The organism is Bacillus sp. UNC438CL73TsuS30 (assembly GCF_000482325.1).
Lineage (GTDB): Bacteria > Bacillota > Bacilli > Bacillales > Cytobacillaceae > Neobacillus.
Genome location: NZ_AXVA01000010.1, coordinates 256,078 through 277,990, shown reverse-complemented (window position 1 = coordinate 277,990; position 21,913 = coordinate 256,078). Strand labels below are relative to the sequence as shown.

The 21,913-nt window shown below is 31.4% G+C and carries 19 protein-coding genes; 1 reads left to right on the top strand and 18 read right to left on the bottom strand.

Features of this window, described 5'->3' with window-relative positions:
- Positions 1-352: 352 nt before the first annotated feature.
- The 6 genes from M028_RS0104465 to M028_RS0104435 all read right to left on the bottom strand — a co-directional run bounded on the left by M028_RS0104465 (position 353) and on the right by M028_RS0104435 (position 5,664).
- On the bottom strand, positions 353-709 hold the full coding sequence (locus tag M028_RS0104465; RefSeq protein ID WP_197031374.1) for a hypothetical protein: 357 nt from the start codon (positions 707-709) through the stop codon (positions 353-355).
- Positions 710-1,694: 985 nt separating this feature from the next.
- Positions 1,695-3,134 (bottom strand): SIR2 family protein, encoded by a 1,440-nt coding sequence (locus M028_RS0104455; protein ID WP_026572838.1) that lies wholly within the window; start codon positions 3,132-3,134, stop codon positions 1,695-1,697.
- Positions 3,135-3,191: 57 nt separating this feature from the next.
- A complete protein-coding gene (locus M028_RS0104450) occupies positions 3,192-3,863 on the bottom strand; it encodes a TIR domain-containing protein (RefSeq protein ID WP_026572837.1) in 672 nt (223 codons plus the stop codon).
- A 251-nt stretch (positions 3,864-4,114) separates the two neighbouring features.
- Complete coding sequence (locus M028_RS29405; protein WP_051590926.1) at positions 4,115-4,447, bottom strand: type II toxin-antitoxin system HicB family antitoxin; 333 nt, start codon at positions 4,445-4,447, stop codon at positions 4,115-4,117.
- Between the two features lie 450 nt (positions 4,448-4,897).
- On the bottom strand, positions 4,898-5,371 hold the full coding sequence (locus M028_RS0104440) for a type II toxin-antitoxin system HicB family antitoxin (RefSeq protein ID WP_051590925.1): 474 nt from the start codon (positions 5,369-5,371) through the stop codon (positions 4,898-4,900).
- 98 nt (positions 5,372-5,469) lie between these two features.
- Positions 5,470-5,664 (bottom strand): type II toxin-antitoxin system HicA family toxin, encoded by a 195-nt coding sequence (locus M028_RS0104435; protein WP_026572835.1) that lies wholly within the window; start codon positions 5,662-5,664, stop codon positions 5,470-5,472.
- A gap of 729 nt (positions 5,665-6,393) precedes the next feature.
- On the opposite strand from M028_RS0104435, the gene M028_RS0104430 reads away from it, so the two are divergent.
- Complete coding sequence (locus M028_RS0104430; protein WP_026572834.1) at positions 6,394-7,446, top strand: endonuclease domain-containing protein; 1,053 nt, start codon at positions 6,394-6,396, stop codon at positions 7,444-7,446.
- Positions 7,447-7,753: 307 nt separating this feature from the next.
- On the opposite strand, the gene M028_RS0104425 is transcribed toward M028_RS0104430, so the two are convergent.
- From M028_RS0104425 to M028_RS29395, 12 genes are all read right to left on the bottom strand, one after another.
- Complete coding sequence (locus M028_RS0104425) at positions 7,754-9,289, bottom strand: YifB family Mg chelatase-like AAA ATPase (RefSeq protein WP_026572833.1); 1,536 nt, start codon at positions 9,287-9,289, stop codon at positions 7,754-7,756.
- Positions 9,290-9,316: 27 nt separating this feature from the next.
- The gene (locus M028_RS0104420; RefSeq protein WP_026572832.1) at positions 9,317-9,889 is read right to left on the bottom strand and encodes a transposase; all 573 of its coding nucleotides are present in this window, start codon (positions 9,887-9,889) and stop codon (positions 9,317-9,319) included.
- Positions 9,890-10,609: 720 nt separating this feature from the next.
- Positions 10,610-12,016, bottom strand: coding sequence for a lipopolysaccharide biosynthesis protein (locus M028_RS0104415; RefSeq protein WP_026572831.1), 1,407 nt, complete (start codon positions 12,014-12,016; stop codon positions 10,610-10,612).
- 62 nt (positions 12,017-12,078) lie between these two features.
- Positions 12,079-13,035: a polysaccharide pyruvyl transferase family protein gene (locus M028_RS0104410; RefSeq protein ID WP_026572830.1), complete on the bottom strand. Its 957-nt coding sequence runs from the start codon at positions 13,033-13,035 to the stop codon at positions 12,079-12,081.
- A 65-nt stretch (positions 13,036-13,100) separates the two neighbouring features.
- Positions 13,101-14,234, bottom strand: coding sequence for a glycosyltransferase family 1 protein (locus tag M028_RS0104405; RefSeq protein ID WP_035423724.1), 1,134 nt, complete (start codon positions 14,232-14,234; stop codon positions 13,101-13,103).
- A 122-nt stretch (positions 14,235-14,356) separates the two neighbouring features.
- Positions 14,357-15,418, bottom strand: coding sequence for an EpsG family protein (locus tag M028_RS0104400; RefSeq protein ID WP_026572828.1), 1,062 nt, complete (start codon positions 15,416-15,418; stop codon positions 14,357-14,359).
- 93 nt (positions 15,419-15,511) lie between these two features.
- A complete protein-coding gene (locus tag M028_RS0104395; protein WP_026572827.1) occupies positions 15,512-16,309 on the bottom strand; it encodes a glycosyltransferase family 2 protein in 798 nt (265 codons plus the stop codon).
- A gap of 109 nt (positions 16,310-16,418) precedes the next feature.
- Complete coding sequence (locus tag M028_RS29400) at positions 16,419-17,537, bottom strand: glycosyltransferase family 4 protein (protein WP_035423721.1); 1,119 nt, start codon at positions 17,535-17,537, stop codon at positions 16,419-16,421.
- A gap of 219 nt (positions 17,538-17,756) precedes the next feature.
- On the bottom strand, positions 17,757-19,319 hold the full coding sequence (locus M028_RS0104385; protein WP_026572826.1) for an asparagine synthase-related protein: 1,563 nt from the start codon (positions 19,317-19,319) through the stop codon (positions 17,757-17,759).
- A gap of 47 nt (positions 19,320-19,366) precedes the next feature.
- On the bottom strand, positions 19,367-20,281 hold the full coding sequence (locus M028_RS0104380) for an NAD(P)-dependent oxidoreductase (RefSeq protein WP_026572825.1): 915 nt from the start codon (positions 20,279-20,281) through the stop codon (positions 19,367-19,369).
- A gap of 22 nt (positions 20,282-20,303) precedes the next feature.
- Positions 20,304-21,128, bottom strand: coding sequence for an aldolase/citrate lyase family protein (locus M028_RS0104375; RefSeq protein WP_026572824.1), 825 nt, complete (start codon positions 21,126-21,128; stop codon positions 20,304-20,306).
- Complete coding sequence (locus tag M028_RS29395; RefSeq protein WP_081810645.1) at positions 21,129-21,788, bottom strand: sugar transferase; 660 nt, start codon at positions 21,786-21,788, stop codon at positions 21,129-21,131.
- Positions 21,789-21,913 lie beyond the last annotated feature (125 nt).

Genomic DNA, 21,913 nt, shown 5'->3' with positions numbered 1-21,913 from the left:
ATTAAGTATTTATTTTTAATGAAAATGGGGCTCCTCTAGGGCGTTAGATCACATTGTATTGGGTGTCTGAGGCTTTAGACCTCGTGGGTCAGCGTTATGGATCTTGTCCTGCAAATACGGATAATACGTGAAATTCAAAGTTTATATTTGCTAGGTGGTATCACTGTAGGATGAAAACACGAGATCCTTTCACGTTCTAGAGGAGCCCTGTTATATAGTTCTGTGATGGTTGAATCTTCAAAAAAATGGATATTGGGGTTCTACTTAAGTTTGGCCTTTTTTATAAAATATTTACTCTTGACTTAATTGCCATTATACGCTGACCCCAAATTTTTTGGAAAATAAATGATTGCTAATATCTCCCTTTGGTTTTTTTGAAACATGATGCACATTCGTATATCCAGTTCAAATCCATATTTCTGAAGTATTGTAACCGTTCAGTCGGAAAAAATTCTCCACAAATATTGCAATTATGACCATCTATAAACTTAAAACCACAATTTGAACAAACGAGTGACTCTGCTTTTTCCTTATGACATTGAGGACATAAGCCAGTTAATAAGGCTTCTTGTCTTTTTGTTAATGCTTCTAATTCCTTTAGTCTAATTTCATTTCTCTCCACTTCCCATCTTTTTTCCTCTGACTTCCTAGAAAATTTAATTACAATAAATATAAATAGAAAGATCAATATCCCAACAATCAAGTCCATTAGGAATCCCTTCTTTTCTTTGTTTTGTTGTCCATATTCTATCATAGTAATAGATTGGCATATAGAAATTTTCCGTGTCATATGTAAAAGAACTAAAATTAACAGTTCTCCACAAATAAGAGTAAACAGAACATAAGATTGAAGTATATAATTTTTTTTTGCAGCATATGAAAGCACCTCCTTAAATTGATACATTCATGGTACCAGGAGGCTCTGCGTGTTTATATGCGTTGTTTGATTGGGGGCTGACCCAAAATCCCCTTGATACAGGTTTTATTAAACATCGTAAAAAATGTAGGGGAATATATACCATTTTGTCGAAATAAATATTATCAAACTTTTGAAAGGGCAATTATTAGAGATGAATAAAGTTTTATTTCTTCAAGATAAGGATAAAAAAGAATTACAAAATCAAATAAGTAATTTATTAGAAACAAAAAATAGATTATTACGGCTAATAATTACAAACCTAGATAAAAAAACGAGTGCAACAATAAGCAGAGAGAAAAAATTCAAGTATGAAAATTAGATTATTCTGCTAGAGAAAATTAGAGGATTGGTTACATCCTGTAATAGTCGCGAAGAGCTTCAAAAGATTAATAAAATGATTGAGTACTATAATTCTATCAACTAAGGCATCCGTTTTTCATCAAGAAAATAAATAACTGTTTATTATACTATTATTCCCATTTTCACTTTAGCGCTTTAAACTTTAGCTGAGTGGGGGTCTGACCCCAAGATTTCATGAAGAGACTGAACTTGTTGATTTAAATTGCCCTTATTGTCAGGATAATGTACCAAAAGAAAAAGCTAGTAAAGCATAGTCATTTAACAAAAAGCTGGGCTGTTTTTTAAGTAAAAAAATGGTTTCGATTAGAAAAAGGACCAATGTTGGTCCTTTTTTAAATTAAATTAGTAAGATTGAAGTTAGCAGAGTTTAACATGCACAGGGATATTATCTATTTTTTATTCTATGACTTAATACTTAATGCTTGGTTAGTTCATTAATTATTTTTACAACAGTATCAATTAATTCTTGTTCTGATTTTGTCGTATCCCCTAATTCTAAATATAAAGTCTTTAATGAATCTATTCCTACATACCTTTCAAAATCATCCATCACTATTTCCCATAAATTAAAGGCGGTAAACCCTGTTCCACCTACAGGAATTGGTATAGTTCCGTTTTCTACTGAAATTCGAAATTCTTCTTCCATTCCATTTGCTGCTACTATTTTTCCTGTCTCTGGATCTTTTTTATTTCCGAATAAAAAGATTGAAATACCTACGTTAGAGAGCATTTCTTTACGATATTTAGTCCATAAATCTCTTAGTGGAATGTCCCCTGCTGTATTTTGGGGAAAGGGCCTAGATTTTAATCTATCTTCCACTTTCTTCTCTTTATTTTCATAAAGCTCTTCTAAGGCTCCCGCTATAATACAACTTCCAATACCAAGTCCAAACCCTGAAACGATATTATTTTTATTTTTAATAATTGCCTTACTGAGGTTTGTGCTAAATTCAAAAGATTTTGTTTCTCCCCATTCTCCAAAATCGGTTGCACTTCCTGAAATGAAAACATTCCTTCTTCTAACAATGTTTTCAATATGTTGAAGTATTGCTGTAATATCTTCATATTCATCTACCAAAAGCACATTAATTCTGTAACGTTTTAAATCCTTTATTCTTAGCTCTTGCTTGATTCCAGCATATCGAAACTCATCATCTGTATTGTAATCATTCCGATCTACCTTTTTCATAAAACAGTAATGATTTCTTGAGTTTTCCCCCAATAGTATTCTTATTCTACTAAGAATATAAGATAAATTAGGATCGTCGAAACTGAAACCAATAAATAAAAATGTTTTAGATACTAAATCCCCTTGGAGTGCAGTGCTAAATAATTTTCGTTTTAGATCGTATCCCTCGTAATCATCTTTAGTTAGAACAGCTTCATGAGATAAGGTACTATCTCCATGCATTTTATATACAATTGCATCCGTATCATGCATTGTATGGCTTAAATTTTCAGGTACTATTTTTGTATCAACCTTTTTATTATTTGCGTCTAGATTTGTTTCAATTAGCTTGTCATAGTTAGTAGTCCAATATGTTTTAATAGGAAGTCGAGCTAATATTTGATGATTATCTGACACCCTTACATTCTTAGTAAATTCATCAACGAGAATTTGGTTGATTTTCCCTCGCCCTTCAAACTCATTAACATGATATTGGGCTAACGCTATTAAGTCCGATTCTTTATCGATATTAAGACCAAGATCCTCAGCAACCTCTCTCATTAATTCTTTCCAATTCACATAACCGGCAGGTTGTGATAATCCAGCTCCTGCAAAAATTGCTGCATTAGATTCAATTAATGCTCTTACATATGTTCTTACAAATTCTTTTATTTTTGCTGAATTCATATAGTTTGACACTCCTTAATAATAAAATATTTATTGAATTATCAGATGGTTATTAATTTAAATAGTTTTAGTCAGATTATAACCTTCTACATTCGCATTTATTTCTAGTGATATGTCAATATACTTATCAATATCATTTATAAAATCGTCCCATTTGACTGCTTTTATATAAGAGGATTCCCCAATATACACTTTATTTCCTTCGCTATGATTTTGACAGTTATTATATGTTGGTGATTTTATATTAAACATATTTTCTTTTAAAATTTTGAATAAGGTATTTATTTTTAAAGTTCTACAGTTACAATATGGACAAGAATTTTCAACTATAAAGTACTCGTAACTGTTATTTTCATCTGGTATAACAACTGCCAAGACTGAATTAGTATGACTAGTTCTACCGTTTCTTGTGGTTTCTTTTAGGGAATAGGATATCTCCCATGGTATCCATTGATTTTCCTCTACAATGGTTTCTTTCATATTTTTAGAAATAAGAACAATAGTAATGCTACTATCAAATATCTTATCCCTAAGTTTAGATTCTATTGTTTCGTCTTTAAAATCACTGAGGTCTTCACCATCCGCTTCTCCTTTATTTATATGATCTTCTTCATCTAGTTTACCTTGTAGTTCATCAACGTAATCCCTTGCTGTTGTACCTAAATTATTATTTAACTGGTAGACGCCGCTATCGGAATATTTATATGAAACAAAGATTTTTCTTCCCATATTGTTATACTCCCCTTTTTAAGTTTTAGATTACATCATTTACTATTTTCATAAATTACAAACCAAACTCAACTATAATATTAATTTTTAGTACTCTAATTTTTCCTACCTATCAGCATTTTCAAATTTGTACAAATAAAAATTATGTAGCCTTCTAAGGAAAATTACCCCAGAATCTAAATTTTATCAAAGCAATATTTTGTGAACTTTTTATACACCCTGCACCATGGTTAATTTGATCAAATATGAATTTAATAAAAAAGAGTTTGTACCCTGTTCCGGATTAGTGGCATATAAACATTTACTATGGTAACTACTTGATTTGGTTCCAAATTAATTTGAGTAATCTTTGAAGGTAAAGGCACTTTCTCAAAGTCTCGTTCAATTCCAAATATATGTAGCCCTACTGCCTCTTTGGCGTTTTTAAATGCTTGTTCTTCATTATGGCCATAAGTAAAAACGCCAGGAAGATCCGGGAATGAAACTGATATTCCATCATCATTGTAATCAAAGACTACTGGAAACGTATAAGAGGCCTTAAATTTTGCAAAATGTTCTTTTTTCTGGCTTTTAAAATATGACATGTAATTCCCCTTCCCCACGTGTTTTTGCAATGACTTTCGCACGTATAATAACACGTGTTATACTCCGGATTATAATACGTGTTATTATACGTGTCAACTATTTGAATTTAATATTCAAATAAAAATTTTTATTAAAAAAGGATCAACCGAAAGTCAAAATAAACTTAAGGTTGATCCTTTATACCAATATAAATATATCCCAAAATCCTTGTGTTATCTAAACCTCTTTTTATTTATCAAATAACACTAAATCTAACATACCTAATAGGTATTAAAAATTAAAATTATAAATCAATATTTGTTTAATTATCTTTATTTTTATCTTCTTATATACAAAATGTAGTGACTAAGCTATTGAAATCCAATTAACATCTTATTTTTTGCAATCTTTTAAAAAACAACCCGAACAAACCCTATATTTCCCACTATCAAGCGTAAATTAAGCTATTCCTAATACAAATGATTTTCTTTTTGTCCTTCTTTTATTCCAAGCCTTTCTTTTAATGCTTCTTGAAGAACATTTGAGAAATTAATTTTATGTTCTTCCGCTACATCATTAAGCCATTTTGGTATTGTAAGTGTCTTTTTTACAGTAGCTCTTTTTACGCGATCACGAATCAAAGGCATAAACACGTTGACTATAGCCGCAGCTTGATTAGATTCTAAGGATAATTGCTTTAATTTTGTAGGTATAGGAATAATATCTCTGTCCTCTTCCATTCCAAAAAGATGTAGACCTAATGCCTCTTTAGCATTTCTAAATGCTTCATCTTCATCTTCACCACAAGTAAATGCACCTGGTAAATCAGGAAACGAAACAGAAATTCCATCCTCGTCATACTCAAATATTGCAGGAAAAGAGTACGAACGTTTAAGATCCCCATCTTGCTGTCTGTTGTTAATGTCGCCTTTTGATCGAGCCATAAATTTTTTCTCTCCTTTCTTTAGATTTCTTAATTTAAAGCTAAGATGTATTTATTTTTTACTTCTTCCAGACTGGTTTTACTAAGGGAGTGCAGGGATTAGAAATTAATCCCTGCTTGTTTTTCAATACTTTTTACTGTCTTCATCGGCAAATCCTTCACAGGATGAGGAACCGTAACCCGTCCGGGCTTTTGCGGATGTTTGTATTGACGATGACTCCCTACAGTGTGAACCAAATTCCAGCCTTCAGCTTTTAGCAAGCTATGGGCTATTCTGGAAGAACAGGATTTCAAAAGTCTTCACTCCTCATTTTATTCAATTTTGATGTTAATAATACGTATTATTACACGGGAATTTAATGAAGTCAATTTTTTTAATAGAATAAAAGAAATAGAGTTTGGAAAATATCTTTCTATTATCTGAATGGTTCCTAACAGCCATTTTTTCCATAATAGGAACCTTCCTAAAAGCGATAATATTTAGGAAAATTCGATTCCAAATCAAGAAGGTGTTTTTATCTAAATACAAATAACCTTACATTGGTCTTCAGGATTTGGCACCGTCTGCAAGCAAGTTTTCATAATGAAACGAAATAATATATCCGAAAATACCGCCACTGAATCTTACTCCTGACATGTTAAGTCAAAACGAGTAAATTCAGTAATTCGTTGTTCCCATTCATTAGTCAATTTAAATAATCCAATAAAAACCCCTTCAACATTTAATTTAGAGAAGATTATCTCATGTACAAGGTTCAATTAATAGGTGGGAAAATTTTTGAGCTTAAGTCCTCTTAATTTACACTTTAGCGCTTTAAGCTTTAGCCTATTGGTGGGTCTAGTCCGACTAGTCTACAAGCTTTTTTTTGGTAAAAAACAACACAATTATGTAAAAGAGGCTAAATAAGTATTTATCACTTCAATTAAATTGAATATTTATCCAAAAGACGGAAAAAGGTATTATAATTAAAATAGCATCGAGTGCTATTAAATTAAAACTGAACTAAAGTTTAGAGGTGATATATGGGAAATCGAGCAACTGAATTAGAAATCATTATGAGGGAAGCTCTTTTAGAAAACGGCTTTTTCTTTGATGAACAGGTGTATATAAGAAAAGAACAAAAACATTTTGAGTTTGATTTTGTTGTTTACGGGGTATATTGCCGAGTGTTGGTTGAATGTGACGGCCCGCATCATTACCAACAAGAACAATGGTATAAAGATTCGCTTCGAGATCTATGGACGGTAACCCATGGCTATCAAGATGTATTACGTTTTAACCGTTACCAGCTCCGAACCGATATAAACACCTGTATGCGTGAAATTTCTCAAACAATTACAATGTTAGACAAAGCGTTATCTCTTGATCAAAAAAGAAAAGAACTCGTTGATCAAGAAAAGGACAAAATTATAAATAGAAAAAACTCGCCTTTTTATATTGGCGAAAGAGAAAAGAATCTTTTTACGAATAAAAGAGTAGAAATTCCTAAGATAAGCTCCGCTGAAATTCGGCAGAAAGAAAAATTTCAAATGATGGAGAGAAACCCTTTTTTTTATTGGTTCCAGGAACGCCTCCGAGCTGAATCGAGAATAAGGGAATTAAACCCACTACCTGTTAAGAAAAATGAAGTAGAGCCTTACAAAACAGAACAACACCTTGAAAGGAAAAAGCTAGAGATACCCGAAGAGCAAATGATGTATGAAAGATTGATGAAAACCCTAACTACTGATGAAATGAATTTGTTGTTGACAATGATAAAAGGAACAAACAAAGATGGGTTTTATGTCTTTCAAGGCAGTATCGAGTCCATTCAAAAATTATGTTCCAAGGGACTCTTAGAGATTAATCCTTTTTATCGAAGCATTAAGCGGGAAATAAGCGTACGAGTCCTTCCTAATGCACCTCTTTTACTAAAGCAATATATTGATGAGAATAAATCGAATAAATATCAACAGGAAATAATTTCGAAAGGTACAGACAGCATATACCAAAAGTGTAGCGTGAATGGTTGTATTGCTAAAATACCTACTCAAATGGTAGTAGAATGGAATGGGCGTTGTCCTCGACACCAATAATAAAACCCAATTGCCTTTATCGAGAAAAGGACAAATATCTAAGTAAGATTATGAATGAGGGATTTCACTTTATTTACGTTGAGTATGAATTCAAGTTTAAAGATGGCCTCTCCTTGTATTTATTACCCAACTTCTTGTGATTTAAGGATTATACTCATACTTTTGCCAAAACCGCCCCATGGTCCTTTTAAAAGATTATGAACTTATGTATAAGGGGAAGAAGCCTGCTGAGTGGGGGTCTGTCTGACCAGAAATTCATACTTATCGGTTTTTTGGCATGTATTGGTCCCTGAATTTCAACTATTACTTAAGTCTCCCTCGCCATACTCTGCTGCTTATGCAGTCCCCACCGTCTTAGCGTCATCGCTTCCCAAATAGCCGTATCGGTAATTTCCTCATCCCCTGCTAAATCGGAAATTGTCCTCGCCAACCGAATAATTTTTATTTGAACCCGGTTGCTCCAATTCTGCTTCAAAGCAACGTTTGTAAGCATTTTTTGTTGATCGCTTGCGAGCGGGCTAGTTTGGGAGAGTACCTCAAACGGTACTTTCGCATTCGTTATTTCCGTATGATAGCGTTGAAATTGAATTTCTCGAGCCCTTTCTACCCTTTTTTGGATATCAAATGAATGCTCTTGGTTTATTGATGGCTGGTCTAAATTAACTGATTGTAGAGATAGAAGAATATCTAATCGATCATATACTGGTCCAGATAATCGATTGCGGTAGGATTGAATTTGCTTTTGGGAGCAGGTACAATATTGGCTGTTTGAGCCAAGATACCCACATGGGCATGGATTCATTGCACCAATTAGAATAAAGGATGAAGGATATGTAACGGTCGAATGCGCCCTGCTAATGGTTACAGTTCCTGTTTCAAGCGGCTGCCGCAGCATATCAAGTGTTTTTTTGGTAAACTCCGCTATTTCGTCGAGGAACAGTACACCTCGATGGGCAAGTGAGATTTCCCCTGGCCGGGGGAATGACCCGCCGCCAATAATGGCGACTGAGGAAGCGGAGTGATGTGGATGCCGAAATGGTACCTGCTGATGAAGTTGTCGTTTTTCTCCAGCTAGCTGATAAAGACTAATCACTTCTAATTGGGCTTCGTTAGTTAGGGAAGGCAAGATGGATGGAAATGTTTCAGCAAGGAGGCTTTTCCCGCAGCCTGGCGGACCGCTCATCAGGACATTATGTTCTCCTGCGGCTGCTATTTCTAACGCCCGCTTTGCCTGCTCATGGCCAATCACGTGGAAAAAGTCTTTTTGTGGACGGTCAGCAAAAAGTGGTGTTCGTTCTTCCTGAGTAGATTTTGGGGGCAATGTCATCATTTCTTGGCCTTCAAGATGCTGGACGACTTCTTCAATATGCTGGACCACAATACATTCCAGCCCTTGCAGCATCTGAATCGGGATGGCAGGATCATATGGCAGATAAACCTTCTTCATCCCAAGTGCTTTGGCCGATATCAGAGCCGGCAGCATCCCATCAGCACTTACAACTGTTCCATCCAAAGATAAAGCACCAAGAAACGCGGTTTCCGCCGGAATTTTACTCTTAATAAAATCGAGCTCCTTTAATGCAGCAATGGCCATAGCAAGATCAAAAAGCGGTCCGTTTTTCTTTTGCTCAGCCGGTGATAAATTAATGACCACCTTCTGATCCGTAACATCTGCGCCAAAATAGCTGAGAGCAGCTAAAACACGTTCCCTTGATTCCTTCACTGTTGCATCCGGCAGCCCTATGATGATCACAGATTCCGTTCCAGATTTGATCCTTACCTCCACCTGTACACGATAGCCTTCTAAACCTTTTAAACCAATACTGGATATCATGACTGTCAATACAAAAACCTCCTACTATCTTTATCTCTATTGAATGTCAACCGATAAATTAGAGGGTACCGTAATTTTCCCCTCAACAAATTTACGATATTGGTCCTTTTGTGGCTCTGGGAAGAATGACAATATTTCTTTCGTTGTAACGATTTCTAGATTGTGAGAGTTTGATATATATGCGGAATAACTGCTCCAGGGATAATGTTCAGGGGATTTAACCATGTTGGCTCCAACGGGATTTAAATGAATATATCTACTAACATCTAAAAGGTATTCAGCGGTATCAATAAGTTCCGCTCCATATCGGCCTTGAAAAAGGTGGCCAACAAGATGATGCCTTTTATTAAAGTACATCGCATAACGGGAATTAAGCATTTTCATAATATATTTGGGATGATGATGGATGGTTTCAATCAGGAGATGGATGTGGTTTGTCATGAGGCAATAGGCGTGAAGATGAAAGGGAAAAACACTGCGAACTTCTTTAAGTAAATCTAAATATGCAAGATGGTCTTGTTCATCGTAAAAGATCGATGACCTTCGATTGCCGCGATTTGTAATATGATACTTTGCTCCAGGAAACCAAATACGATGTTGTCTGGACACTAGCCGGCGACCTCCTTTTATATTAAATTATCAATTACAATATTCAACAACAAGTCCTATAATCCTTCTTATTTCGAAAAAATTTTTAAATGAACTATTGTTGTAGCTGGGAATTGGATGCTAAACTAAAAACTCGTTTTTACTTTTATAAAGGAATTTTTTTGTTTATAATGGATATATAATAAAAAAGAGAAGTGCAGCTAACACTTCTCCTTGCAACTGCTACCGTCAGGGTGGTGGTTGTCAAAGCAGATTATTTGTGAGAACCACCCTTATGCTTGCGACGGCGCAGGGTGGTTTTCTTGTTTTCTAGGAAGTTTTTCCGATAGAAATAAGCGCTAGTTTCACGCAATATCCCTTTTAGAATTTCTCGTAAGATTTCAAGAATATGTTCCAGATCGATCACCTCCTTTCCTTTAAAAGGAAAAGAAGATCAACAACCAGCCACCCTCACAATATTCAGTTGCAACTCCATTCTAACATTTTCTACAAATACAATAACCTATCAATCTTCGACAAAATTCGCATCCGCCCTATCAGCAGGTTAATCTCTTTTTCCAATCCTTTTTATCAACCACACTTTAGCGCTTTAAACTTTAGCTGAGTGGGGGTCTGACCCCGAGATTTCCGAAATTATTATTTACAGAAGATTATACATATTTCCTAATCTTCAACGAATTTCAAGTGAAGTACCTTATTTATTCAAAAAAAGTATAATAATTATTGTGTTTTTTTTACTCTAAATTCTATAACTCTGATTAATAATAATTTTATATCTTTATAATTTATTATTATGATAATTACTAATATCAAAATCTGAAATAAGTATCCAAATTTTAAATTATTATATAATAATCCAATTTGGAAAAATATAAATAGTAGGGATAAAGATAATCGTATTATATTTAATTTTATTGTTACAAACTCTTTTGTATCCTTTATCCTTAAAAGCCAAATGGCTACAAAACTTAGCATTGTTCCAACTGCAGCACCGTTAATACCAATTTTAGGTATTAGTATAATATTAGCCAAAATATTTATTAATGCTCCTATTACAGACGTCTTAAAGACACCACTCGTTTTTTTTGCAGCAATATAATTCGTACCTAAGAAACCAGAAAAACTCGAAAAAACTACACCTAACAACAAAAAAGGTACATACTTCCAAGCAACATAATAGTTATCTGCCACGAAAAGTTCAATAATAAACTTCAAATGTGCCAATATTAAAGAAGTTGATAATAACATGGTAATAGAAAAGGCATTAAAAACATTTGTATAAAACCTAGACTTTTCTTTTGATTTAGATTCTTCAATAGCTGACAATTGCCAAGCTTGAAAAAAAATTGAACTTACTATACTTAAAATATTTGGTATCTTATTTGCGAGCGCATAAAGACCATTTGCACTTAGGCCTAAGAAAAAAGTGATGACATATCTATCTGATAAACTCATAATCCACCACATTAAAGAATTAGGAATTAATGGAATACTGTATTGCAACATTTCTTTCATTAACTGAAAATTTATTTTTTTTAAATTAATTTCAAGAAAAACTTTCCCGACAAAAAAAGAAAAAAGACTACTTCCTAAATAAGAAAATATAAGGGAAAGTAAATAACCAGTTATCCCTTTATGAAAGATTACTAAGAAAGTTACATTAAGAATTAATAAAAGAAGAGCATTGATTATTCCACTTGCGGCAAAAACTTTAACCTTACCATTTGCTCTAATAAATTGATTAAGTATCGTAGAAATGGCTTGTGCTATTAATAATAAATAAAAATAAGAAATATATTGATCAAATGGGAATAAAATCAATAAAACAGGATAAAGCATTATTAATATTGCAACACCTAAAAATGTAACAACAAAAGAATTTATTAAGATTGCCTGTTTATCATAATTTTTATCCATTACAAATCTTAATACAGAATCAAAAATGCTCAAAGAAAAAGCTGGTATTAGCAAGCCCGTCGCAGTGATCATTAAATCAACTAAACCAAATTCACTGGTTGTTAAATAATATGTGTACAATGGAACTAATAAAAAAACAATTAACTTAGATCCTAAATTTCCCACTGCAAAAATAAGAGAATTACTTATTAATTTTTTATAAATATTCATTCTACTCAACAACCCAACTAAATAGCATTTATTATTAGAAAATTGTTTTAAATATAAAAATCTTAATTTTTAAATTGTCTTTTCCATGCTTCTATTGCTTTTATATCTAAGTTAATATTAGTAAATATTTCGCTATTTAAATAGGTTTCTAATTTGATTATTTCTTCCCTGTTTATCACATTAATGTTAAAATCTTTTTGTTTTTCTAAAGCCCTATTATCTATACCGATAATAATACTTCTTCTTTTTTTCTGCATAGCCCTAATACCAGCGTGTAATCGTGTTCCAATATAATCTAGTTCTTCATCGGATTCAAGTAAGTCATCAAAACTTTTTAAAGTGGGGTCAATAAAATGAAGTGATTCAGATAACGTCTTAACGTATTTATAATCTCCAGAACCTTGAATCCAAAAATATACCTTCTCATAGTTCCTTTTTAATATTTCTATTAATTTTTTATCATTTTCGGGATCCACACTATAGTCAGTCAAAGTAAATACTACATTCTTTCCCTTCCTATGTGGAATCATCTTGCAATGATCTTTAGTTAGTTCCCACATCGTTGGGCACCCAGTATTGTACACATTGTTAACACCAATAGAATTTAATTTCTGCTTTGTATAATTATCCCTTACTGAGTGAAAATAATCCCTACTTAAAGCATTTTTATAAAATATTTTCGATAAAAGATTAGGATTCTGCTGGTAATTTTGCCAACCAACTCCCATTAAAATAACATTTGAAAAATTTAATGCATCAAAAAGATTTACATTCCATTGATTTGTTCTTATTATTTTCCTTTTTGATTGTAATAGATTAGTTCCTGCCACAAATGAAAAATTACTATTATTTATTATTCTTTTTCCGTATCTACTAATTTTTTCATGGGTAGGCAACTTTACAAACATAGTACTTTCTTTAAAAAGCTTATTTAATTCTCTATTAACTGAGTCTACAATAATTTCATCACCTATATTTAATGTTCCAATTGATGTATCTAATATAACTATTTGTTTCATACTTTTCCTCATTTCAATATATTAATTGTTTTTTTACTAATATTGAATGTTTGTATTTTACGATATTAAATTCCATATAATGAAAGAATAACATTTATGTTTTCTTTCACATTATAGCCTCTATTTGTCAGAGAATTGTATCTTAATTCGGTTGATGGTCTCTCGATTAATGCAGCATATTGGATTCCACTTACCCATTCATCTAAAGAACTTTTTAGACTATATTTTTTAATAAGCCCTATACCCATGTCTACTTCATCTGTTATTACATCTGAAACCACACAAGGAATTCCAACTGCTTGAGCTTCAATCATTGAAACTGGAAGTCCCTCAAAATGTGAAGGCATCAAAAATACATCAAAAATACTCATTAAATTAGGTATATCTGATCTTACACCTAAAAAAAGAACATAATCACTTAGACCCAGTTCAATTATCTTTTCTTTTATCATAGGTAGTAATGGGCCTTCACCAATTAATAAAAATTTGAAATTTCCACTTTTTTCTTTTAAGGTTAAAGCTATTTTTATGATAAATTCATGATTTTTTTGTTCAACAAATCTTCCTATATGCCCTATAATTAATGTACCTCTATCTATATTTAAACTCTTGTATATTTCGTCTTTTTCTGCACCATTTTGATTAATAAAAACATCTAAATCAATTCCATTTTGAATTATATTAACATGATTGTCCTTTTTCCAATCTCTAAATAAAAATTTCGCTGCTTCTTTTCCACATGCACAGAAATCTGTAGTGTTTGTTAAAATTAAAGTTTTGTAAAAACTTAGGAATACCTTATCTATCAAGTTTGGGTTAGCCTTCCAAGCTGTGTTGTGTGAATGACATATTCTTTTTTTTACACCGGCTAATCGAGAAGCCAATGCAACAAAACCAGTTTGATAATCCGTATGTGCATGAACAGCAACATAAGGTCCTTTTTCTTTAATAATTTTTCTTAGATTTTTTATATATGAAATCGGCCCAGAAGATCCTAAACTTGGGAGATAGAATATTCGGCCTCCAAGGGACAATATTTCATCATCGTAAGCACTCTTCTCTTTATTATGTGAAATAAAGTCAAATTGAACTTTTGATCTATCTATATTACGATAAATATTCATTAACATTGTTTCAGCACCACCACGATGCATCTCACTTACAACATGTAATACTCTATTTTTATATTCAATCACCATATTTTCCAATCCTTTTTAAATTTTTCTATAAGCTAAAGACAAACAGCTTAATGGATGAGATTAATTTTTTCATCTAATTGTATTACAACGACATTTACCTTCCCGTATTCTATTACTTTTATTTAGTAATTTATTTTAAGACTATTAAAAAAAGTGTTATATGGTAAAACTTCTCCAAGATTCCGACTCAAAAATAAGTACATACCAACAAAAGAGATACCTACTATTCCTAAATAAGCAATAATTCTTAAATTCTTGTCTTTAACTATTTTAATTAAATCAGGTAAAATAATAATTGCTGAAATTGTAAAATAGCTTGCCAATCGCTGTATTATTAAAGATTGCGTGCCTAATAAAGAAATTCCAGTTCCTATTAATATTAAAAACAAATAATATTCGTTTTTTTCATTTAACTGAACTAATTGTTTTCTAAAAATATGGAGTATAATAGTAATGACTAAATATAATATAAAGAAGATAAAATTAGCACCCTTATTTAAAAATTCACTATCCTCATAACCTGAATACTGACTTGGGATCAAAAACAATAAGATTTTATTATAAAAAGCTAGAAAACACACAAAAGCCAAGATAGTTAATATTCTGTTCACAATTGACTGCTTTTGAATCTTGGTAACAATAATCAATCCAAAAGCAATAATAGCAGAATAATGAAACATTGTTGCTAAAAGTATTAAAAAGGAATATCTCCAATATTTTTTGTCAAAGAGGTACTTCAATGAATAAAAAACAATACTTAAGGCTATATACTGCCTTAAAATGTTTAAAGAAGTAAAGTAGAAACCTAAACCAAAAAGTAATAAGATACTAATTTCTGGATAAGTGGAATTCTTTTCAATTGTTTTAAATAAAAAAAATATTATTATTAATGATGTAATTAGAATAAATACTTGACCATTATTAGTAAAAGAATTTATAAATGAGCCTAATAGCCACATTCCATACTCATTATTTTTAATATCTATTGATTTAACAACATTAATATATGTGTAATAAAAAGAAAAATCTGTCCCTACTTCATACCTAATACCACTAATAACCCATAATATTATAAATGAGCAATAGGAAAGCATTTTACTTATTATTCTATTCTTTTTAAGAAAAAATCTTGATGTCAAAATAAATAAGAACGACGATAAAGCTGTTAAAAAGTATATCGGCATATATGGCTCCTTCAATTCTCTCCTTTTTGGAACTGCAATAATGTTTTTCTCATGGAATTAATAACCTAGGTAAAGAGATGATTATAATTAATCTTATATTCTCTCATTCCTAAGTCTTGCCAAAAATGTCTGTGGTAATAAGCCTACTATTAGAGGCTTTATTGTATATAAAGCTCCTTTTGGCATTAAACCTAATTCTTTAAAACCTTTATATCTAACCTTTGCTTCGTCTAACCGATACTTGTATTTTCTTCGCTGATATGCAGATTGATTTTCTCGAAATTTAAATAATTTTTCTTGAATATTATAACCCTTTCGCCCCATTGCATATAATCTCATAAATAGATCATAATCCTCACAGCGTAAGGTTTCCTTATCTACACGGTAGCCTCCTAAATCAATCAGAGTACTTCTTCTCATGACTACGGAAGGGTGATTAAATGGAGTGCCAAAAAGGAAGTTAGTTTTCTCTGGCCTCTCAACTGTTTTCCTATATCCCCAATCACCATTTTCATTAAACAAAACAATATTACAGCCAACTACGTCATATTCCGCATTATTATCTAAAAATTCCACCTGTTTCTCAAGCCTATTTGGCAAGGATATGTCATCGGCATCCATCCTTGCAATATATTCCCCTTTAGCTATTTCTAAACAATTATTTAAAGTTTTTGCAAGACCACTATTTAAGGCATTTCTAATAATAATAACCCTATTATCATGTTCTGTAATCCTTTTTATTAATTCAAAAGTGCCATCGGTTGAGCCATCATCGCAAATAATGAATTCAAAGTTGCTAAAAGTCTGATTAAGTATTGAATTAACCGCAGCTTTTACCATAGGCTCTTTATTAGTATTATAAATCCCCATTATTACTGATATGCGAGGCATCAAATCACCTTCTTTTTCCAAATTTTATTACCGTAAACTGACAAGAAACAATTAGTATTTCCAATCATTTAACAATTGGGAACTTGATTCCCAAAAATATACTTATTAATTAAAAATAAATTTCCTTAATTTCTTCCAAAACATTTTCTATTGTATAAGGTTTAACAAGATTAAAAGCCATCTCCGCAAGATTTCTTTGCTTACCTTTATTGAGATATAATGTAGAAACCGTTTTTTCAATATCCCTATGATTATTTGGATTTACCAAAATACCCGAGACTTTATCATTAATCAATTCTTTATGCCCTCTATTTTTAGAAGCAACTATAGGTTTCTTACAAATCATTGCTTCCATTATATTAAGTGGCAAGCCCTCCCTATAGCTAAATGAAACAACCAAATCACTCAAATTTATATATTTATTTAAGTCAGTTCTGTAACCTAAGAATTTTACGTTATCAATAACTTTCAAATCAGATACTAAGTGTTTTAAATCTGCTTCATTTGGTCCATTCCCTGCAAGTAATAATTTTACATTTGGAATTCTCTTAATTAATTCAGGCATAGCGTTGATAATAGCCTTCTGATTCTTATTCTTGTTCAACTCACCTATACAAATAATAATAAATTCATTTTTTTTAAAACCTAGATTCATGCGGATATTATCTTTTTCTTCTTTATTAACTGGATTATATTTTGATGTATTTACTCCAACACCATGAACATGGTAGATATTTGTTTTAAATTTTTTACTGGCTAATTCATAATCCTCTTTCGTAATAGTTATAAGTTTGTCTGTATAACGAGCTAAGAACATTTCTATAGGATAGTACACAAGCCAATTTTTTAACGGGGAACCTTTGTAAAAATGAAAACCATGTGCAGTATAGTAAACTTTAGTACCCTTTTTGCGAAATTCGTTTGCTGCTAGTCTAGTAATAACCCCACCCATAGGAGTATTACAATGAACAATATCATAACTATTATTTATTAAAATTCTCTTCAGTTGCTTATATGCTTTTATATTATTCTTACTTAATGGTGACCTTTCAAAAGGGATGTCAAATATTTTATCAGGACCCTCTATTTTTAAACCATTTTTCTCTTTTAAATTATTTCTCCCTGCAACATGTACTTCATACCCATTTAATTTAAGCATATGAATTAAAGGTAAATGAAATTGTGCAATATGACTTTGAACAGTGGCAGTTAATAAAACTTTCTTCATTTATAAGCACCTTCTTTATAAAACCAATTACAAAAAATCCCCTAAATCTGTATATTTTCATATTTATAAAATCAATATTCAGATGATTGCATTTATTCAAAATTGGCCTTTGTGTTTTTAATATACCAATCAAAGATAAATAGATATTAAATAGAAACATATTTATCTTTAATTAAGATATATTTGATCTAAATAATTATTAGTATCGATGCCCTTATTTCACTTTAGTAATCTTGAATTTACTTCAAAAAACAGTTTTTCTAGTAATATACGCTTTTTATTTTTCATTGCATTTTCATTTGAGATATTTAATTCAAATAAACTTTCATTTAAGGATTTTATAATTTCTTTTTGAGGATTATCTTCTATTCTATCTTCAAGTTTGAAATCCATAAAAAGATCTAATAACTTTCTATTATTGTATATTATTGTTGTATTATTAGAGATGTCAAAATCCTGTTTAACTAACGAAGCCCACTGACTCATTCGATGTTCCCAATAAAACATATCAGATTCATCATATCTATCATTGAAACCTTCACCAAAATTTGTAACATCAATAAACTCCTGAAAAGCATCATCCATATACTTTAAAGTGGCTCGGTTAAACATATTTCTTTTATAAAGGTTACTCATATGTCTCGGTGTCAAAGGACTTGGCATTAGTTTTTTTCCAAGTTTTTTATAATAAAAGGCTCTACCTATTTCAGATATGTGAGATTTAACTTCCATTTCAATCTCATTTTGTTGATATAAAAATATGATTTTTCTTAACTCAGCACTTTTATGCTTTTTAATATATCCCGCATTATGATTAATAATCTGTGATATTATTTCAAAATTATCAATATCATCATTTTCTTTAGGTACCATATAAATAGTGTGATTAAGACCCAGTTGTTCACATATTTTATGAGCAGCCTTAGCATCTTTTTCTTCAGCCTCTGTTGAGAAAAAACTAAAATAATTAAATTTTCCATAATAATCTTTTGCAGCAGCTAAGGTCATCTTACTATCTGTTCCGCCTGTAAGCGAAATGGATGCATTGAATTTCTCAGAAACCAACATCATACTATTTTTTAGTACATTGCAAATCATTTCTAATGGATTTTCTGAAGGCTCTTGGAACTGTCTTGATGGGAAGAATCTTTGTACTGTAAATGGATGAGATTCTAAATAAGTATTTGCTGTTAATGCTTTAATTTGATTAAACGGTGATTTTATTCCTGGCAAGTGCCTTATACCTATTAGATAAAATTTTGAATTTAATAGCTTATCTATTTCATGGTCCATATTAAAATCACATATATCTGCAATAAGTTGGGAATGAGATGAGTAATATATATCTTTATTATTTTCCGAGTAGAAAAGCGGCATGATACCTGTGCTATCTTGAACAACAAATATTTTATTTTTTTCCAAAACAATAATAATAAATACACCAGAAATTTTACTCAATTCACTAAAAAAATTTATTTTACCTACCTCTAATGCATCTGCACACACTTCAAGTATTTGACTCTCATTACTAATATTATCCCAAGGATTATAAGCATGACCAATTAAGACAAATGTTTTATTATTTCGAGTTACCATAAACTTTTTTTGATCATTATGCAAATATAAGTAATAATTTTTAATTTTACTTTCTGACCAATGGTTATAAAATGGAAAAACATTTATATTTTCCATTTTCTTAGAGGTAAATAGATATCCTCGTCTAAACAATAGCTTTTGTAAATGTGAATTATTATCTAAGATATCTTCTATCTTATTCTTCATCACTATATCCATCCTTAATAAAAGTAAATTGCAAATTGCCATTCATTTTAATTATTCAAGTTAATAAATTCTTGCAAATTTTTTTCTAATGTTGTAAATAGTCGTTCATTTGTTTTCTCAGAAACAAATGAATTATGAGGTGTAACAATTACTCTATTAAAATCCCACAAAGGGCTTTCAACTGGCAATGGTTCCTCCTCAAATACATCAAGGGCTACACCAAGAAACTTCTCCTCTTTAAGTACTTTTATTAATTCATCCTCGTTTATTACACCACCACGAGAAACATTAATAAGAATGCTATTTTTTTTCATCTTAGCAATTATGTTAGCATCAATTAAATGGTAAGTTTCCTCAGTAAGCGGAAGCGTAAGTATAATGATATCGCATTTCTTAATGGCTTGATCTAAATCATCAATATTATAATACTCATCTATTAATGGAGACTTTATTTTTCGTCTGCCAATTCCCATTACATTAACACCGAATATCTTAAGCCTCTTCGCTATTTCAGATCCAACACTACCAAAACCAATAATAGCAGCAGTCTTATCTGTCAGTTCTAACAAATCCCGGTGTTTTCCCCAATTATGACTTTGTTGTGCATCGTAAAACTGCTTACTCTTTTTATAGATTTCTAAAACTTTTAATACCACCCACTCAGCCATTGGAATACTGTAAACTCCCTTAGCACTAAAAAGTTTTATCTCATGTTCATTAATATAGTCGAGTGGCACCCTATCCAATCCAGCACTAGTAAGCTGGATAAATTTCAAGCTTTTAAATTGAATAATGTCATTGAAGGAAAATAGACTATTACAAACTACAGCATTTATATCTGATACATTTATCTGTAAAGGAACTCTTTCATCCTGAATAAATACGATTTCATATCCAAGGGACTTTAGCCTATTCATTTGTTTATCACTATATTGAAAAGCACCGGTAAGTAATAGTTTCATAAATTATCTCCCTTAGATTCAGTTATTTCGAAAATGAATACACAAAATCATATACTTTCTTCTCAACAATTTCATGATTTTTTTCAAAGAAACCTCGTTGTTTTTTCAGCAAAGTACTTTCATACTCTCTTATATTATTTACCCCAGTTTTGAAAATCTCTTCTACTTGGACTAAATCAGTGTTTTTATTGGTATTACAAAAGCTTCTAGATAAAATGGCCATACTAGATCCCAAACGATAATGTTCTGCAATAATATTTTCTGCAGGGATAGTCCCTTGCCCAATCTGTGAAATCCCACCAAATCCGTAAGGAACCCCAGTTGTCTGAATTTTTTTACAAATTGTTTCTACAGTACCATCTACTAAAAGCTCAAACATAAATTTCATTTTATAACTTAGATGCAAATCATTTAATCCTATGTGAATGTAGTCAATACCCTGAACTGTTAGAATAGAGTCAATATTTTCTACTGCTTCAGCTGTTTCTAACAAAAGACAAACCTTAGCTCTATCGTTTACATAACTAACAAAAACTTCAACTTCATCCTTAGTTTTAAAAAATGGAAGCATTACAATATCTGCTCCATCTTTAATTACTCTATCTATCTCATTTTTTGAGCCCTCATAAATTGGATTAACTCGTACAAGCAGCTTAGATTTTGTTATAACTTGCTTAATTTTTTTTACATCTTCTAAACTGTGTCTGGATATGACCGTATCTAAATGCCCTTGTCTTTCATCTTTACCATTAATCTCTAAATCAATAAAAATCCAGTCTACACCATTCCTTTCTGCTATCTTGGCAACTTTTCCTTGATTTGTAATATACATCAACTTCAAAGGCATTTAATTTTCCCTACTTTCTTCTCTTGTTCCTGTAAGTTCGGAACCTTGAATTGTTATCGGCCCCTTTTTAGCAGTCTCACCAATATTGATATTATCCTTCATTGCAAGGACCTTAATAATGGTTTTAAAAAATATCTCGATATCAAATGAAAATGAAAGGTTCTCAACATATTCAACATCATATTCAATCCTTTTATTCCAAGGCACATCTTTCCGTCCGTTAATCTGAGCCCAGCCAGTAACACCTGGTCTGACATCAAATCTCTTTTTTTGTACTACAGTATATTCCTCTATTGACCACGGATGATATGTTAAAGTGGGTCTAGGTCCAATAATCGACATATCACCTTTAATAATGTTTACAAACTGAGGAAATTCATCAATACTAGTCCTTCGAATGAACTTCCCAACTTTAGTAACCCTCGTATCACCCTTAATTTCATAAACTCCAACCTTCTCAGCGCCAACGCACATAGAACGAAACTTATATATTTTAAATACTTTTCCATTTAACCCCAGACGTTCTTGTTTAAAAATAACTGGTCCTTTAGACTCCAATTTAATAGCAATAGCTACTATTAACAAAATTGGAGAGAGAATCGTCAAACCAATTATTGATAATAAAATATCAAGTAATCTTTTAACATTTTTATAGTTCATAATAAGATCAAACTCCCCTGTATTTTAGTTTATTAGTACTTAATTGGATTCTTAATTTTGGTATCCAACTAACTACTAACATACCAAATTGAAGAATCAAAGGCCTATGTAGTCAAAATAAATAA

Excerpts from the sequence above, each read along its gene's own strand:
- M028_RS0104400 (WP_026572828.1), bottom strand. The coding sequence starts at position 15,418 with ATGCCGATATACTTTTTAACAGCTTTATCGTCGTTCTTATTTATTTTG.
- M028_RS0104375 (WP_026572824.1), bottom strand. The coding sequence starts at position 21,128 with ATGCCTTTGAAGTTGATGTATATTACAAATCAAGGAAAAGTTGCCAAG.
- M028_RS0104380 (WP_026572825.1), bottom strand. The coding sequence starts at position 20,281 with ATGAAACTATTACTTACCGGTGCTTTTCAATATAGTGATAAACAAATG.
- M028_RS29395 (WP_081810645.1), bottom strand. The coding sequence starts at position 21,788 with ATGAACTATAAAAATGTTAAAAGATTACTTGATATTTTATTATCAATA.
- M028_RS0104450 (WP_026572837.1), bottom strand. The coding sequence starts at position 3,863 with ATGGGAAGAAAAATCTTTGTTTCATATAAATATTCCGATAGCGGCGTC.
- M028_RS29400 (WP_035423721.1), bottom strand. The coding sequence starts at position 17,537 with ATGAAGAAAGTTTTATTAACTGCCACTGTTCAAAGTCATATTGCACAA.
- M028_RS0104415 (WP_026572831.1), bottom strand. The coding sequence starts at position 12,016 with ATGAATATTTATAAAAAATTAATAAGTAATTCTCTTATTTTTGCAGTG.
- M028_RS0104465 (WP_197031374.1), bottom strand. The coding sequence starts at position 709 with ATGGACTTGATTGTTGGGATATTGATCTTTCTATTTATATTTATTGTA.
- M028_RS0104410 (WP_026572830.1), bottom strand. The coding sequence starts at position 13,035 with ATGAAACAAATAGTTATATTAGATACATCAATTGGAACATTAAATATA.
- M028_RS0104430 (WP_026572834.1), top strand. The coding sequence starts at position 6,394 with ATGGGAAATCGAGCAACTGAATTAGAAATCATTATGAGGGAAGCTCTT.
- M028_RS0104455 (WP_026572838.1), bottom strand. The coding sequence starts at position 3,134 with ATGAATTCAGCAAAAATAAAAGAATTTGTAAGAACATATGTAAGAGCA.
- M028_RS0104395 (WP_026572827.1), bottom strand. The coding sequence starts at position 16,309 with ATGCCTCGCATATCAGTAATAATGGGGATTTATAATACTAATAAAGAG.
- M028_RS0104385 (WP_026572826.1), bottom strand. The coding sequence starts at position 19,319 with ATGAAGAATAAGATAGAAGATATCTTAGATAATAATTCACATTTACAA.
- M028_RS29405 (WP_051590926.1), bottom strand. The coding sequence starts at position 4,447 with ATGTCATATTTTAAAAGCCAGAAAAAAGAACATTTTGCAAAATTTAAG.
- M028_RS0104405 (WP_035423724.1), bottom strand. The coding sequence starts at position 14,234 with ATGGTGATTGAATATAAAAATAGAGTATTACATGTTGTAAGTGAGATG.
- M028_RS0104440 (WP_051590925.1), bottom strand. The coding sequence starts at position 5,371 with ATGGCTCGATCAAAAGGCGACATTAACAACAGACAGCAAGATGGGGAT.